General features: G+C 49.9%; 13 protein-coding genes. 6 read left to right on the top strand and 7 right to left on the bottom strand.

The window, feature by feature from the left end:
* Positions 1 to 73 precede the first annotated feature (73 nt).
* A complete protein-coding gene (locus H8B09_RS05105; RefSeq protein WP_191202348.1) occupies positions 74 to 1099 on the top strand; it encodes a LacI family DNA-binding transcriptional regulator in 1026 nt (341 codons plus the stop codon).
* A gap of 7 nt (positions 1100 to 1106) precedes the next feature.
* Complete coding sequence (locus H8B09_RS05100) at positions 1107 to 3047, top strand: glycoside hydrolase family 15 protein (protein WP_191202347.1); 1941 nt, start codon at positions 1107 to 1109, stop codon at positions 3045 to 3047.
* A gap of 71 nt (positions 3048 to 3118) precedes the next feature.
* Here the strand turns inward: H8B09_RS05100 and H8B09_RS05095 are convergent, their stop codons facing one another.
* The 3 genes from H8B09_RS05095 to H8B09_RS05085 form a co-directional block, all read right to left on the bottom strand.
* Entirely contained in the window at positions 3119 to 3847 is a 729-nt protein-coding gene (locus tag H8B09_RS05095; RefSeq protein ID WP_191202346.1) for a class I SAM-dependent methyltransferase, read from the bottom strand.
* 47 nt (positions 3848 to 3894) lie between these two features.
* The gene (locus tag H8B09_RS05090) at positions 3895 to 4182 is read right to left on the bottom strand and encodes an Fpa/YlaN family protein (RefSeq protein ID WP_191202345.1); all 288 of its coding nucleotides are present in this window, start codon (positions 4180 to 4182) and stop codon (positions 3895 to 3897) included.
* 156 nt (positions 4183 to 4338) lie between these two features.
* Entirely contained in the window at positions 4339 to 4581 is a 243-nt protein-coding gene (locus H8B09_RS05085) for an HPr family phosphocarrier protein (protein WP_110042879.1), read from the bottom strand.
* Between the two features lie 302 nt (positions 4582 to 4883).
* Between H8B09_RS05085 and H8B09_RS05080 the strand changes: the two genes are divergently transcribed.
* Entirely contained in the window at positions 4884 to 5999 is a 1116-nt protein-coding gene (locus H8B09_RS05080; protein ID WP_191202344.1) for an aminopeptidase, read from the top strand.
* Positions 6000 to 6073: 74 nt separating this feature from the next.
* Here the strand turns inward: H8B09_RS05080 and H8B09_RS05075 are convergent, their stop codons facing one another.
* Both H8B09_RS05075 and H8B09_RS05070 read right to left on the bottom strand, forming a co-directional pair.
* A complete protein-coding gene (locus H8B09_RS05075) occupies positions 6074 to 6943 on the bottom strand; it encodes a hypothetical protein (protein ID WP_191202343.1) in 870 nt (289 codons plus the stop codon).
* Between the two features lie 91 nt (positions 6944 to 7034).
* Positions 7035 to 8951, bottom strand: coding sequence for a sensor domain-containing diguanylate cyclase (locus H8B09_RS05070; protein ID WP_224753261.1), 1917 nt, complete (start codon positions 8949 to 8951; stop codon positions 7035 to 7037).
* A 396-nt stretch (positions 8952 to 9347) separates the two neighbouring features.
* Between H8B09_RS05070 and rpsD the strand changes: the two genes are divergently transcribed.
* The gene (rpsD, locus tag H8B09_RS05065) at positions 9348 to 9950 is read left to right on the top strand and encodes a 30S ribosomal protein S4 (protein WP_191202342.1); all 603 of its coding nucleotides are present in this window, start codon (positions 9348 to 9350) and stop codon (positions 9948 to 9950) included.
* Between the two features lie 71 nt (positions 9951 to 10021).
* On the opposite strand, the gene yidC is transcribed toward rpsD, so the two are convergent.
* Together yidC and H8B09_RS05055 are read right to left on the bottom strand one after the other, a co-directional pair.
* Entirely contained in the window at positions 10022 to 10864 is an 843-nt protein-coding gene (gene yidC / locus H8B09_RS05060; protein WP_191202341.1) for a membrane protein insertase YidC, read from the bottom strand.
* Positions 10804 to 11157, bottom strand: coding sequence for a hypothetical protein (locus tag H8B09_RS05055; RefSeq protein ID WP_191202340.1), 354 nt, complete (start codon positions 11155 to 11157; stop codon positions 10804 to 10806). Before H8B09_RS05055 ends, yidC begins: the two co-directional genes overlap by 61 nt.
* 142 nt (positions 11158 to 11299) lie before the next feature.
* On the opposite strand from H8B09_RS05055, the gene H8B09_RS05050 reads away from it, so the two are divergent.
* Together H8B09_RS05050 and H8B09_RS05045 are read left to right on the top strand one after the other, a co-directional pair.
* Complete coding sequence (locus H8B09_RS05050; protein WP_191202339.1) at positions 11300 to 12658, top strand: TrkH family potassium uptake protein; 1359 nt, start codon at positions 11300 to 11302, stop codon at positions 12656 to 12658.
* 181 nt (positions 12659 to 12839) lie between these two features.
* Positions 12840 to 15980, top strand: a complete 3141-nt coding sequence (locus tag H8B09_RS05045; protein WP_191202338.1) for a transglycosylase domain-containing protein — start codon at positions 12840 to 12842, stop codon at positions 15978 to 15980.

The raw sequence follows: 15980 nt of genomic DNA, 5'->3' as shown, positions 1-15980 counted from the left end.
CATTCCCGTCATCTTGGATTAACATAAAGTGCAGCAAGATTACAAACGATTGCACAGAAAGGCTGTTGTCGTCATGGTAACGATCAAAGATATCGCCAAGCTGGCTGGCGTCTCCCCGTCCACCGTATCGCGCGTTGTTTCGAATCACCCGCGAATCAGTCTGGACACCTCGCGTAAAGTAAAACAAATAATGGATGAGCTCGGTTATCATCCGAATATGATGGCGAAGAGCCTCGTATCGAAGACGACGAACACGCTCGCGATATTGCTGCCAAGACCTGCAGAAGAGCTGTTTCAGAACGATTTCTTCGGCGAGCTGCTGCGCGGCATTCTGACACAAGCGAACCGGGCGGGCTATGACATGCTGCTTACAACAGCAACCGGCGAGCATGATGAGATCGAAACCGTATCGCGGCTTGTACGCGGCCGACGTGTTGATGGCGTTATCTTGTTAAGCTCCAGAGTGAACGATCCAATTGTCGCTTTCCTGGCCAGCTCGGATTTCCCATTCGTCTTAATCGGACGCAGTGAGTCCCATCCGGATGTACTGTCTATTAATAATGACAACAAGCAAGCAGCCTATGATGCTACGCAGCACTTGATTGCACAAGGCCACGAACGAATCGGTTTTGTCAGCGGCCCAGCGAATTTGACCGTCTCGAATGATCGTCTGCAAGGGTATCGCCAAGCGTTAGAAGCATACAAACTGCCTATTCGCTCAGACTGGACGGTTGAAGGCGAATTTCTGCAGGAGAGCGGTTACCGTGCAATGTCTCTTATCATGAGCTTGCCAGAACGGCCAACTGCACTTGTCGTCATTGACGATGTTGTCGCCTTCGGCGTTCTTAGAGGGTTGACAGAACTGGGTTACAAGGTGCCTGATGATATTAGTCTTGTCAGCTTCAACAATATATCGCTTTCCGAGCTCGCGACGCCTCCGATCAGCTCGATCGATATCGGCACGTACCAACTTGGCTATACAGCGGCGCAAACATTGATTCGCGCAATTAACGAAGAGACAATTCACCAGAAGCAGATTATTATCCCGCACCGATTGATGGTACGCGAATCATCGCTCACACCGATAAAGAGAGGTTGAAGCTTATATGAAACCAAACAAACCTTATTTGATTGATGCTATTGTTGGCAATGGCAAACTGCTCGCCGCCCTTGGGCGGACGGGCACCCTTTACCGCCTATGGTGGCCGCACATCGATTTCCCTCAGCATGCGGATGCAGTTCGCAGCGGTATTCGTTTCGGCGGACAGACGCAATGGCTCGATCATGCGGATGGCGACTGGTCACACACAGCCGAATATGTAGAGAAAACGAATATTTTCGAAGTGCGCTCCGTTAGCGGCAGCCATCCTGTTGCTATTCAAAGCCGATATTTCGCTGTGCCAGAACGCGACCTTCTCGTAATGGAGCATACTTTCACGAATACTGGAGATCAGTCTGTCGATTTCGAGTGGCTTACCCATTCTTCTTTCCATGTATGTGAGAGCGAGCTCTACAATACGACGATGTTCGAGCCTTCCCAGGATGCATTGGTGCATTACCGCAGCAATCATTTTTTTGCGGTCTCGAGTGCAAACGTATGCACTAAATTCCAAGCAGGTCATGCATGGAGTTGCGCACAACATGGCGAACTGGGCGGTTCCATCATTGACATGCAGCCGGATGGCGCGCTCGCTTGGCCTATTCAAGCACTTGCTCCAGGTCATTCGATTACCCTTCCGATCTACATCGCTGCTGGACATGACCGTGAATCGACTTATGCTGCACTGACCGAAGCGAAGAGCAAACCATCGTCGGAGTGGGTCCAAAAGACTGTCGACTACTGGCATCGTTACCTGGAGGCTGCAGCTCCTTGTCCTACAGAACGCGCAGATGTGAAACGTCTATATGAACGCTCTCAGCTTCTATTCAAAATCATGTCCGACGAACAAACGGGCAGCATCGTTGCTGCACCAGAATTCGACGAGACGTTCTCCCGCTGCGGCGGATACGCTTACTGCTGGGGCCGTGACGCTGCATTCATTACGACTGCGCTTGATAAAGCCGGGCTTCATCATCTCTCCGATTCGTTCTACGATTGGGCGCTGACAGCACAGGATGAAGACGGTTCATGGCAGCAGCGTCATTATCACGACGGTTCGCTTGCCCCAGCCTGGGGATTGCAGATCGATGAAGGCGCTTCGATTATATGGGGCATGTGGCAGCACTATACAACGAATAACAATCAAGCATTCGCAGATCGGGTGTGGCCAGCCGTTCAGAAGGGCGCTGACTTCCTCCTGCAATTCATTGATCCAGAGACGAATCTCCCCCTCCCAAGCAATGACTTGTGGGAAGAACGTCATGCTGAGCATACTTATTCCGCTTCAGCTGTATATGGGGCGCTTCGTGCCGCCGCTTCGTTCGGACAACTGCAGGGCGATCAATCTCGTGCGCAGCAATGGAATGAAGCAGCTGAACGGATAGCAGCTGCAATAAGCAACGATTGCTGGAATGCGGACAAAGGAAGCTTTTATCGTGGACGCAAGCTAACTGTGTCGGCAACCCGTTATGCGGATGAAATCGCGAAAGGCAGCGCTGGCTCAATAGAGCCAGGTCTCAAAAACTATTCCCGTCACGTGCTGGAATACGATCCAATCGTTGATATCAGCCTATTAGGTCTATCGATACCGTTCGCAGCTGTATCCGCGAATGATCCACGTATGGCCCAAACAGCGAATACAATCGAACAATTGTTAACCATACCTGGCGTCGGCGGCATTAAGCGATACGAAGACGACAACTACATTGGCGGCAATCCTTGGATTCTAACGACACTTTGGCTGGCTCATTACCGGACAGAGACCGGAAACTACGAAGCAGCGCATAAGTTGCTTCAATGGGCGATCGATCACCAGACAGAGACGGGTCTGCTGCCCGAACAGATCGACAAGACGACTGGCGCTACCGCATGGGTCGTGCCGCTCACTTGGTCGCATGCCATGTTCGTCCTTGCCGTAACGATGCTCGCTGAGCATGGTCAGATCTAATTCACCTTATACGTGTAAAGAAAAGCCTCCTTCCCGTTCATGGGAAGGAGGCTTTAGTGTCATACGCTTATCTACTTGGTTGCTGCAATTAGTAAAAACATCGGTCTACGAAGTTCGTCCTTCATACCGGGAATATGCATCATATCCGGAGATGGCTCCGGCTCCTTAACAGCTGTAATACGGAAGCCAGCACGAATGAGCGAATTCATATAAGTCGATAACGTACGATGATATTTGATGACGTTGTCAGTTAAGAATGAAGTGTCCCTCATCCCTTCCGACTGGTATCGATCGACTGGCCAATGCAGCGGTTTCCCCTGCTCATCATAGTGCCAATCCTGCTCATCCCGTGCGGTAAAGATCGGATGCTCGACCGAGAACACGAACGTCCCTCCCGGCGCTAAGCAAGCATACACATTCGAACAAACATCATCAAATGCTTCAATGTAATGAAAGGCCAGCGAGCTGATCACAACATCGAAACGGCCATTCTCGAAGTTTAAATCTTCAATGGAGCTGTTGACGTACGTGACTCGTGGATCATCCGTCAATTCCCGTGCCCGCTTCAGCATGTTATCGGATATATCAACGCCAACGACCTCACTAGCTTGCTGTTCAAGCGCATAGCGGCAGTGCCATCCGAAGCCGCATCCAAGATCCAGCACACGTTGGTCTTGCAGGTCTGGCAGCATGGCTTGCAGAACATGCCATTCGCCAGCAGCTTTCAATCCATCGATAGACCTAGGCATTTGTTCATAGGCAGCGAAAAAAGTTTGATCATCATATTTATTTTGTTTCATAGATACCCTCTCCTATGTACAAAAAAAGCAGTCTCGGATTTCCGAGACTACTTCTTGTTATTCAAAGCTTCGTAAAGTTTGGCCAAATTGCGTTCAAGCTTGCTCACAATATTACGACCTACCATCTCATCGACGAGTCCGGCACGCACTGCGAAGTCTACTTCACGGGAGAAACCATACATTTGCGTGTCCAATACTTCTTCATACAGCGGACATTGGCGGGTAGTCAAGTTCTCCATCTGAACTTCGATCAGCTTTTCGATTTTATTAGCATCTTCCTCAAGAAGATTGAGCGCTTTCTGGTGCAAATGATCCAAAACATCCGGTGAAGACATCGTATTCCCCCCTGTGTGCGTTCTTCGCCGTCTTCTATAAACCCTTCCTTTATATTAGACGAAAAACAAAAGAAGTACAAGGAGCAAACAGAACAAAGCGCCCCGTAGGGACGCTTTGTTCTGAATAATCGGCCTCATACGCCGACTTATAATCGATTACTCACCAATAACCGTAACATTCAGGTTATGTCTGCTGAATACTTCAGCCATTGCTTTCTTAGCCTCTTCAGCATCTGGGCCATGAACATGGAGCTCATACGCATGTCCGCCAAGAAGTGTCGTAAACAGTCCAAGGATGCTCTTCACATCGATATATTTGTTCTCTGCTTGAAGAACGATCGAGGACCGGAATTGGCTCGCCGTTTGGGAAATTTCTACGATTGCTGCGTTGTTGGACATATGAATCCCTCCACCATGGATAGTTACCTGTAACGTCTTCATCATACCGTGAAAAACAGCCGCATTCAAGAGAAAAAAGACCGTTATACCCAGTAATATCAAAAATTCAGCATCATCCTCTAACAATCACCGATAAATACGCTAGCGATGATTGTAAACGCAACCAATATCGCTTCCGTTGTTAACATTTACACATTGCCGCGAACTTAAACAATTTTGTTGAAGAGACTAAATAGGTATCTTGCCGGAAAAATTATATACTTAGAGTGAAAACCATAATAATCACTGGAAGGGGTACCGCTATGTTCGATCCACGATTAGATAAATTGGCAGATGTGCTGGTCAACTATTCAACTAAGGTGCAGCCAGACGAAAATGTTCTAATCGAAGCTTTCAACATCGATAATCCGCTTGTTAAAGCAATCATCGGAAAAGTTCACCAGGCAGGGGGCAACCCTTTTGTAAACATACGTGATCAGCAGGTAACGAGGGAGCTGTTGTTTAATGCGACAGAGTCTCAGATTCAGACTTGGACTGATTTTGACGCTTATCAGATGTCCCTGATGAACGCATACATCGGCATCCGCGGATCCAATAACCTCTACGAGCTGTCCGATGTGCCGGATGAGAATATGAAGCTCTACAGCACCGTTTACAACCATAAGGTGCATTCCTCTATTCGAGTCAACAAAACCAAATGGGTTGTGCTGCGATATCCGACGCCATCTATGGCACAGTTGGCTTCCATGAGCACCGATGCTTTCGAGAAGTTCTATTTCGATGTGTGCACGATGAACTACTCGTTAATGGACAAGAAAATGGATGCTCTCGTAGAGCTCATGAACGCAACAGATCAGGTACGCCTCGTTGGCCCTGGCACCGATCTCACATTCTCAATCAAAGATATTCCAGCTATCAAATGCTCTGGCCTGCGGAACATTCCAGATGGCGAAGTTTATACAGCGCCTGTCCGAGACAGCGTGAACGGCACGATCAGCTACAATACGCCAAGCCCGTACAACGGCTTTGTGTTCGAGAACGTAAAGCTGCGCTTTGAGAACGGTAAAATCGTTGAAGCGACCTCGAATGATACGGAGCGAATCAATAAAGTATTCGATACGGATGAAGGCGCTCGTTATGTCGGTGAGTTCGCGATCGGGGTCAACCCGCATATTTTGCACCCGATGAAAGACATTTTGTTCGATGAGAAAATTGCAGGCAGCATTCACTTTACGCCAGGGCAATGCTACGATACAGCCTACAACGGCAATGCTTCGGGAATCCACTGGGATCTTGTCCTCATTCAGCGTCCGGAATACGGCGGAGGAGAAATTTACTTCGACGGCCGTTTAATCCGGAAAGACGGCATCTTTGTTGCTGAAGAACTGAAACAATTAAACCCAGATCAGTTGAAGTAAGCGGTAGTCTTATCTATAAAGCAAAGGCAGATCATCTCGATCTGCCTTTGCTTTTGCTTATGGTAGATAAAGCTTTACATGTCGCCGAACGTCACTTCACCTGTGTAAGACTCTTCTCGAGATTTGCCGCCGGCTTGAAAATAAAGCTTGGAATGCTCCACCACGCGCTGCGGCAGCATCGATCGCTTGTCTGCCGTCACCTCATACCGTGTCTCCGCCGATAATGTGCTGAGCATCTCTGTAAGCTGCTGCTTCGCTTGCGTTATCATCTCAACCTGTTTCGAATTACCCTGCAGGTTATTGTCAATCAGCGCGCTCCATTGCTGCTCTATCCGGCTCGTCCATTCTTCCCGCGCTGCCGAAGGCTGCATCTCAATGACAATGACACGCTGCCCTGAGCCGACGGAGGTATCTTCCTTATAGGCAACATTCTTGGCTGCGTCTCGTATACGTTCCAGCTTCTCCAGCGGGTTTAAGCCCGCCCACAGCCCGTTAGAAAGCCCCTCTTCTTGGGTCCCCCCATCTACGCTCGCGGACGCAAGCGGCCGTATCCCGTCTTGTATGGCGCTTGGCAACCATCGGTCTGGTCCGCGCTGCGCCAACAGCCTCCACTGCCCGCTCGTCGATTGCAGCCCTATACCGCCAACGCCGCCATTATCGTCGCCGTTCCCCGTCATTTGCACCTTCATCTCGGAATGTCCCGTTACTTCACCTTTATAAGACAACGAACCGATCGTGACACCTACAGGAAGCCCAACCCCGCTCTGTCCAGTGAACGTGAATTGATCGACACCCGCAAGTCCAGAGATGGACAAAGCAAGGAATCGGTCGGCTGACATTCGATCCGTCATGCTTCCACAGCCTGTCACGCCGAATAAAGACGATATGCTATACAGCGTCAACAGCCAGATTTTCGATCGAACCGTCGACTTCCGCTTGATCATACTTCCCCCTCCAATTCCTTATGGGTTCGTGACAATCAAGCCTAATGTATCCATAACAAAAGGACACTATGCGGATACCCGCCAGTGTCCTTTATCCAACAACTACACAGTTTCGTCCATTATGCTTCGCTTGATACAGCGCCATGTCAGCACGATAGAACAACGCCTCGACGCTTACTTTATCGTCCTCGAAGGTCCACTCCGATAGACCGCATGACACCGTCACTTTAGGATCAGTGTCACTCTCGACCTTCGCACGAATCCGCTCCGCTATCCGGTATGCCTGCTCTCTTCGAATCTCCGGCAAGTAGACGGCCAGCTCTTCGCCGCCCCACCGCGCAGCTGTATCGGTGCCTCTGATCGAGGATTTAATCACATCCGCCACTTGCACAAGGATACGGTCGCCGACTTGATGCCCGAATGTATCGTTCACATCTTTGAATTTATCGATATCGACGAGAATGAGCGATCCGCATCGATCTGTCCGCTGCTTGCGTTGAATCCGGTCGTTCAAATAATGACGAGCATTCAAGTTCGTCAGATGGTCGGTAATGACCATCCTTCTGACCTCAGCATGCAGTGATGCGTTCGACATCGCGAGCCCAATGTGGCTCGACAGCACCTGCAGAAGCTTGTAGTTATCGTAGGAGAAATAATGCGGCATCCGATGTCCGACCATGATGATGCCCGCAACTTCGGATCCTGCCAATATAGGAGCAGCGATCAACGACCGTGAGCCTGTCTCCTCCATCCAGCGGGACGATACCGCATTCGTAAGCCAATAGTCCGAAATAATGACTGGCTCTTGCGAGCGATATACAACACCGGTAAATCCGTATTCGGTCGAAAATTGTTCGTTCTCAAAAGACGGCAGGCTGCTCGACATGACGACAAACTGCTGTTGAGCTGGATCGTAGCTGAGCAAACAGCAGCAATCAGCCTCATAGATCCGCATCAACTCACTCGTCGTGTAGTGGAACACATCTTTCAGCTTCAGCGACTGATTCAGCCGTTTCGTCAATTCATTAATAAGTCGCAGCTCGCCAATCATAACGTTCGACTGCTCATACAGCTTCGCGTTCTCGAATGCATTGCCAGCTGTATCCGCCAGAAGCGTGAGAGCCGTGAAATCGGCTTGATTCCACTGTGCAGCAGGCAGTACGAGACGCAGGACGCCATATACCGCTTGCTTGCCTGTCATCGGAACGACAACATCAACGAATCCTTGATCCCGCTTCCGCATATTCGGCTTAGCCTCGAGAAACGCCTTCGCGACGAAATCGCCTGTCGGATGGTTGAATTGGAGCGACAATACGCGAGGATCGCCTTCAAGATGGTCCTGTGACAGATACAGCCGAATCTGTGATTCGGGATATAACGTGCTAAGGCTGTTCATCATCTCCGACAGCACGGAAGCGACATCAATCCCGTCGTACAATCGTTTCGCTGCCGCGAACCAAGATGCGCGATTACGCGCTTCCTGCTCGGATTCGCGCTGCGCCCGCAAAATATCCGTAACGAACATCCGCTCGAATCGTCTATAGAAACAGTTGCGCAAATGAAAAGATGCAGATTGAAGCTGCCCTGTGATCGCTTCGTCAATAACCTTCGCCGAAGCTGTCAGCACTACAAATGGAAAGCTGTTGTCTGACCGACGCTTGATCGGCACCGCAACTGACCTCCAACCCTCGTGCTCGATAGTTTCAATATTATGGGATACGAAAGTAAGGCAAGAGGCTTGACGCGCTGCCTCCAATTGGCTTGTCTCATCGTGGAAGATGCCCGACCGGCAGATCACCATCATATCCGACGTCAGCAGACAAAGCCCAGCCTGATTGAAGAGCGGTAAACCGCTGGACTCTGCCATCCAATCTTGAAAGCTATCGTTAAGCAGCGAAATCAAGTACGGAATATCACTGCTGTTAATGTCTTCAAACTCATACCACAGATCCTGCATTCTGGCAGGATTGGACGTTGAAGCATCCGCGTTGCTGCTATAGTCTCGCAAGGAAGCATACCACCCTTCCGTCTCTAGAAACCAGGAGTGTACAAAGTTGCAGCCGTTCATTCGTTAGTCGCTGTTTCTCTCTCTTTCTATCATACTTGAAATTTGTGATTTGTGCACTATCCGCGTAGGTCTTTTGTATCAAAATGTTGGACAGAATTGAAATGTTTAATGAATGCAGTATGCTTGACAATGGCAGTCTGAATCCTATAGAATTTATTAATGATCATTGGGCGGGGCTTTTTGTGTCACCCTTAGGAAACAATCGCTGATAAACCTGCGGCTGAACTCGTTTATCAGATCTGTAATTGAGGCTTGCTTCGATGAAGTGAAGATTGTTTCCGGCGAAACAGCAACCCCCTTTTCAAAATCCCAATTTGAAGAAGGAGTTACACACATATGTCACGTTATACAGGTCCTAAATTTAAACTTAGCCGCCGCCTCGGTATTTCCCTGAGCGGTACGGGCAAAGAAATTGCTAAACGCCCATTCCCACCGGGCCAACACGGCGCTAACCTTCGCAAGAAAATTAGCGGCTACGGCATGCAATTGCAAGAAAAACAAAAGCTTCGCCACATGTACGGTTTGAACGAGAAGCAATTCCGCAACCTGTTCGACCGCGCTTCGAAGCTGAAAGGTATCTCCGGCGAGAACTTCATGTTCCTGCTTGAGAGCCGTCTGGACAACCTCGTTTACCGTCTTGGCTTTGCGAACTCCCGTGCAGGCGCACGTCAGCTCGTAGCACACGGCCACGTAACGGTTAACGGCAAGAAAGTCGACATCGCTTCCTTCACGGTATCGCTTGGCGATGTAATCGGTCTGCGTGAGCGCAGCCGCAGCCTGAAATCGATCAAAGAAGCTCGTGAAGGTCGCGTTCACGTGCCTAACTATCTCGACTTCAACGAAGCAGCTCTCGAAGGTAAATTCCTTCGCCTGCCAGAGCGCGCTGAGCTGTCGCAAGACATCGATGAAAAACAAATCGTCGAGTTCTACAGCCGTTAATCTTAACGACTGCGAACCGCACAATAAAGCCCTTGGACATATGTCCAAGGGCTTTTTGTTTAACCTTCGAATCAGCTGTTCGCGCTCTTCACTTCAACGACCTGCACAATCCCCTTCGCTTTGCGTCTAGCATGAATCCAGTGAGCCAAGTACGTCTGCCCGATCATGAACACGCCGCCCACTGTCCAATAAAGCGGCATCGCTGCTGGTGCCGAGAATGAGAACAATCCCATCATAATCGGCGACAAGTAGACAAGACCTGCTAGCTGTTTCTGAGGACCACTCTCTGCACTCGAACCCGACATCCGCTGCATGATGATCGATTGAACCAAGTAAACCGCTGCTGCGACCAACGGCATAATATGGTCGGTTGCACCAAGCTTAAACCATAGGAATGAATGTTCCTTCAGCTCCGGCGTCATGCGAATGGCATAATACAGGCCAGTCAGAATCGGCAGCTGGATAATAAGCGGCAGACAGCCCATCGCCAGAGGATTCACGCCGTGCTTCTGATACAGCTGCATCGTCTCCTGCTGCTGCTTGCGAGCCGACTCCGGGTCCTTCTTCGATTGATACTTCTCCTTCAGCTGCGCAAGCTCCGGCTGCATCGCCTTCATTTTCTCGCGCATCGCCATTTGCCCCGTCTGCTGACGAATCATGAGCGGCATGAGCACAATACGTACCAATAGCGTCATCATAATGATCGAAATACCATAACTGCCGCCGAACCAGTCCGCTAGATGCTGAATGAGCTCAGAGAACGGATAAACAACGTAATGATTAAAGGTGCCTGGCGTGCTGCTGTCGATCGTTCCCTTTGCTCCACAACCGCTAAGCAGCGCTAGAATAATAATTAGGAGAGCAATGCCGTATCGACGCGAAATGGGTAACCCGAATGTTGTTTTGTTTGCCATTGTGTATAGAATCCTCCTCGTATGATAGCAATGATGTATTCATACGAGGACGAACAGTTGGATGTATCATCATCGGGCGCTTCCTTGCGTTTGACCTTTCGGCATAAACTATGTCGCAAATTCGCCCATTCTCTAACGCGAGGCGTAGACGGTTCTGCCAGAGTCAGCACCATCTGCACGCTTGGATGCCGATCGTGTGACGTGCCGCCGGTCCACCACAAATATACATAGGCAAAAGAACAGAGCACGCTGATCGAGAATAAATACGGAATAATATCCTGCAATTCAAACATCGGGGTCACCTCCTCTCTACGTCGCATTTTTTCTCTATTGTAGCTTGTCGTCAATATGCACTGCAAGCGTCTTGCATGTTTCCGACATTAGGGTTATGCTGGATTCGTTTTGATATCATTTAATCTGTCGGAGATGTGACCCATGCTGCAATTCACTGGCAAAATAAAGAAATTCAAGCTTACGCCGCCTCAAGTGCTGACGTACGGCTTCCTTATCATCATTCTAACAGGCACCTTCCTATTGGCTTCAGGTCCAGCCAACACAGGCGATCCGATGTCTTACATCGATGCATTGTTCATGGCTACGTCCGCGGCATGCGTAACGGGTCTGACGAGCGTTAATGTAGGCACTGATCTAACCCACTTCGGCCAAGTTGTATTGCTGCTGCTCGTCCAGATCGGCGGTTTGGGTTTTACGACAATGGCCAGCCTTATCGCCATCGTTCTGCGAAGACGCATTTCGTTCCGTGAGCGGCTTATCTTACAAGAAGCGATGAACCAATCGACGCTAGAGGGCATTGTCCCACTCATTAAGAAAGTTATCTACTACTCGCTTATCATTGAGGGATGTGGCGCAATCCTGTTCTCCGCCCGTTTCCTAATGGAAATGCCGGTAGGACAAGCCATATATTTCGGCATATTTCATAGTGTATCTATTTTCAACAATGCGGGCTTCGATCTGTTCGGCATGTTCCCGGAACGTGCGTCCAGCCTCATTCATTATGTTGAAGATCCGTTGATTAATGTTGTATCGATGATGCTCATCATACTTGGCGGGTTAGGCTTTATCGTCATTTCGGACTTAATTACGTACCGTATCAACCGCAAGCTGACCCTTCACTCGAAGGTTGTCTTGATTACATCAGCGGCACTAATCGTGTTCGGCACTCTCGTCATCATGATATTCGAGTATACGAACCCCAATACGATGGGCCCCCTTAACTTTGTGCACAAGCTATTCAGCGCCATGCTGCAGTCGGTAAGCTCCAGATCCGCGGGCGTTAGCACGCTCGACACGGGCTCCTTACGTCAAGCTACTCAGTTCATGATCGTCCTGCTCATGTTCGTTGGCGCAGCTCCTGGTTCAACTGGCGGCGGTATTAAAGTAACGACGCTCGCCGTTCTTATCGGTGCCGTATATACAATGGCGCGTGGTCGTCAAGACGTCGTTCTGTTCCGCAATCGTCTCGATCAGGATCGCATCCACAAAGCGATTACGCTGACATTGCTATCATTCTTCCTGATCGTTATTGCAACGATGGTGCTATCAGCGACAGAAAGCGCGCCATTCCTTAGCATTTTGTTCGAGGTGACCTCCGCATTCGCTACGACCGGCATGTCAGCTGGCTTATCTGGACATCTGACAACATTCGGGAAGCTATTCCTCGTACTGCTCATGTTCGTCGGACGGCTGGGTCCGGTCACACTCGCCTTCGCACTAACGAATACGCCGGAGAAAGAGAAATTCCGATATCCCGAAGGACGTATAACGATAGGATGAGAATACATGCGATGCCAATAAACCGGCCCGTGTCTACGGGTCGGTTTATTGTTTATAGGCCTTGTTTAATACAAGAATGGAAGCGGCACCTTCGACTGGCAATTTGAGCCCGTGAATAGATGCCTAAGCAATTCTAATTATGCTATAATAACTCTGTTAATCAGAGGAGGAATTCGCTTTTATGACAGACGGTCAGAAGCCATCATCACCCGCGGTACATAGCAAATGGCGAGTGTTCGGACTCGTTGTTTGGATCACGTTCAAGTGGATGTTTATTTTCGGTTTAATGATCGGCTTATTCGCAGGTGGTATTGCAGCAGGTTATGTAGCCTCGCTCGTTAAGGACGAGCCGGTACGGCCGCGTGCTCTTATCGAGCAGAAGCTTGATGAAAACTCGGAGACCGGGTTCGTCTATTTCAACGATAACGTCACACCTATCGGACAGCTGCGAACGCAGGAAGATCGGCGTCTCGTTGAGACGAAAGACATTCCGCAGCAGGTTATCGACGCGGTACTTGCTACCGAGGATAACAACTTCTATAAGCACTTCGGCATCGATCTGAAAGGTACGGCACGCGCCGTGCTGCAGAAGGTGCTTAATAAAGAAACGCAAACCGGCGGCAGTACGCTCACACAGCAAATTGCACGTCGTATGTTTCTAAGCTTAGACAAGACCGACAGCCGGAAAGTCAAGGAGATCTTCCTATCCATTAGGATGGAACGATTCCTGACAAAAGATGAAATTTTGACGGCCTACTTGAACAAAGTTCCGTTCGGCAACAGCTCGAGCGGCTACAACCTGTACGGTATTAAAGCTGCAGCCAAAGGCATTTTTAATATTAATGATCTTAATCAGCTCAATATTGCACAGGCCGCTTATCTTGCAGGACTACCTCAACGTCCATCCGCTTACACGGCGTATACGGGTAAAGGCGAATGGAATGAGAAAGGTCTGAAGCTCGCGATTGAACGGCAGCATAATGTGTTGTCTTACATGCTGAACAAAGGCCGCATCAACCAGCAGCAGTACAATGAGGCCATGCAATTCGACATTCGCTCTTCGATGGCGAAGCCAGCTAAGAAAGCCTATTCGACATTCCCGTACCTCATGCTGGAGTCTGAGCGTCAAGCGGCGCAAATATTGCTCATGCAAGAGAATCCGGATATGACGAAGGAAGAATTAGCAGCAAATCCGACGCTGCTCGAAGATGCGCGCGATCAGCTTCAGCGCGGCGGCTACCGGGTATACACGACGATTGATAAGAAAGTGTACAACCTGATGCACGAGATTGGCGAGAACCCGGATAACTTCGCTCCAGACAGCAAAGAGAAGGGCATTGAGCAGATCGCTGCCATGATGATCGACCATAAGACTGGCGCAATTCTTGGCATGCTGGAAGGACGCGATTTCTATGAGGAACAGATGAATTTCGCGACGCAGATGACAAGGCAGCCAGGTTCGACCATGAAGCCGATAGCAGCGTATTTGCCAGCGTTGGAGAAAGGTCTGATTCAGCCGGCAGGCGTCCTTGACGACTCGCCGATTGTTCTGAAGGACTGGCAGAAGGGCTTCCACATCCCGAAAAACTCGAACGACCGCTATCTTGGTCTCGTGACGGCACGCGAAGCACTCAATCGCTCCTTGAACCTGCCAGCACTCAAGCTGTTCTTGAACAAGGTTACGATTCCGAACGCATGGAGCTTCGCTCGTTCACTCGGCATCACGACGCTGCAACCGGAGGATGACAATGCACAAACCGGTGTAATCGGCGGTTTGAGCAAAGGTGTAACCGTTGAAGAAATGACGAATGCATATGGTTCAATCCCGAATAACGGCGTTTTCAATGACGCCTATATGATTTCGAAGATTACCGATGCAACGGGCAAAGTGATCTACGAGCATAAAGCACAGCCTAAACGCGTTTATTCCGAACAAACCGCGTTTCTGATGACCGATATGCTGCGTACCGTTATTTCTGATCCGAACGGTACAGCACATTCGCTCATTTCAAAGCTTAAGAATTACAACAAGATTCCGATGGCAGGCAAGACGGGCTCTACGTCTGATTACGGCGATGTATGGTTCATGGGCTTTACACCGGACATTTCGCTTGGCGTATGGGCTGGCTATGAGAAATCGATTCATACGCTGTCCAAGGACGGACGTACTCGCGCCCGCTCCATCTGGGCTATGATTATGAACGCTGTAACAGATGCCAAGCCAGAGTTGTTCCCAACGAAGGAATGGTCTAAGCCAGACGGCATCGTACGGGCTACCGTATCCAGCGTCAGCGGCAAACTGCCGACCGACCTGACCAAGCAAGCCGGCAAGCTTGTTACTGACTGGTTCAACAAGAAGTACTTGCCGAAAGAAGCGGACGATGCTCTTGTGAGCATGGCATACATTCCGTACAACAAAATCAACTATATTCCGAACGAAGCAACGCCTCTCGATATGGTTCGTCAACAGGTTGTCGTCAAACGCGAGAAACCGATTGATCAGCTGATGGCCGAAATCCAGAAGGCACAAGAAGCACTGCCAGCCGATAAACGGCGTCCACTCTCGTTCTTCATGCCTGAGGATGCGAAGAATGACGCACCATCGACTGTCGATCCGCGCATAGACGATGGCGCTGCACCTAGCGCACCAATCAATGTTCGGTTGAACACTGTCAGCACGACGTCAGCGAACATCTCGTTCAATGCGAATTCGGAAGCAGATGTTGTCGGCTACCGACTCTACCGTGCAGACTCGCCAACCGCTTCCTTCAAGCAGATCGGTACAACGATTCTAGTTGGTGAGCAGACCGTATTCAAAACCGATACAGCAGGCGGCAGCGGATACAGCTATTACATTACAGCGGTTGACGTTGTAGGTCACGAATCAGCACCTAGCCGTATCGTCGGCGCGAACTCAGGCCAGCAGCCAACAGGCACGGGCACTGGAGATGGGGCTGAAATTATCGATCCGAATCTTGGACTTGGGGATGGTACAGACGTCACCGGATCCACTGGTACCGATAACGGAAGCAGCACTGGAGACGTTTCGCTTGCTTCCCCTTCCGCCCCTACGGGACTTAAGGTTGAAGCTTCGGATCTCGGTGTCAAACTGGCGTGGAACGCCAATCCGGTATCCGACCAAGTTACGGAATACACGGTCTACTTCAGCGCCGACAGCAATGGCAAATACGTCAAGCTTGGTTCGACGGCAGATACGCACTTCGAGTACATTACCATCATGACGAAGGGCACCTATCAAGTACGTGCAGTGAACGAGCAGGGCGAGTCCGCCGAGTCGGCAAGCTTCTCGTATACGCCGTAA

Source organism: Paenibacillus terricola, assembly GCF_014779765.1.
GTDB lineage: Bacteria > Bacillota > Bacilli > Paenibacillales > Paenibacillaceae > Paenibacillus_T > Paenibacillus_T terricola.
Note: the sequence above shows the minus strand (reverse complement) of the source record. Positions and strands in the feature narration are given on the sequence as shown.

Coding starts and splice junctions, on each gene's coding strand:
- H8B09_RS05075 (WP_191202343.1), bottom strand. CDS start 6,943: ATGATCAAGCGGAAGTCGACGGTTCGATCGAAAATCTGGCTGTTGACG.
- H8B09_RS05105 (WP_191202348.1), top strand. CDS start 74: ATGGTAACGATCAAAGATATCGCCAAGCTGGCTGGCGTCTCCCCGTCC.
- rpsD (WP_191202342.1), top strand. CDS start 9,348: ATGTCACGTTATACAGGTCCTAAATTTAAACTTAGCCGCCGCCTCGGT.
- H8B09_RS05045 (WP_191202338.1), top strand. CDS start 12,840: ATGACAGACGGTCAGAAGCCATCATCACCCGCGGTACATAGCAAATGG.
- H8B09_RS05050 (WP_191202339.1), top strand. CDS start 11,300: ATGCTGCAATTCACTGGCAAAATAAAGAAATTCAAGCTTACGCCGCCT.
- H8B09_RS05100 (WP_191202347.1), top strand. CDS start 1,107: ATGAAACCAAACAAACCTTATTTGATTGATGCTATTGTTGGCAATGGC.
- H8B09_RS05095 (WP_191202346.1), bottom strand. CDS start 3,847: ATGAAACAAAATAAATATGATGATCAAACTTTTTTCGCTGCCTATGAA.
- H8B09_RS05055 (WP_191202340.1), bottom strand. CDS start 11,157: ATGTTTGAATTGCAGGATATTATTCCGTATTTATTCTCGATCAGCGTG.
- H8B09_RS05080 (WP_191202344.1), top strand. CDS start 4,884: ATGTTCGATCCACGATTAGATAAATTGGCAGATGTGCTGGTCAACTAT.
- yidC (WP_191202341.1), bottom strand. CDS start 10,864: ATGGCAAACAAAACAACATTCGGGTTACCCATTTCGCGTCGATACGGC.
- H8B09_RS05090 (WP_191202345.1), bottom strand. CDS start 4,182: ATGTCTTCACCGGATGTTTTGGATCATTTGCACCAGAAAGCGCTCAAT.
- H8B09_RS05085 (WP_110042879.1), bottom strand. CDS start 4,581: ATGTCCAACAACGCAGCAATCGTAGAAATTTCCCAAACGGCGAGCCAA.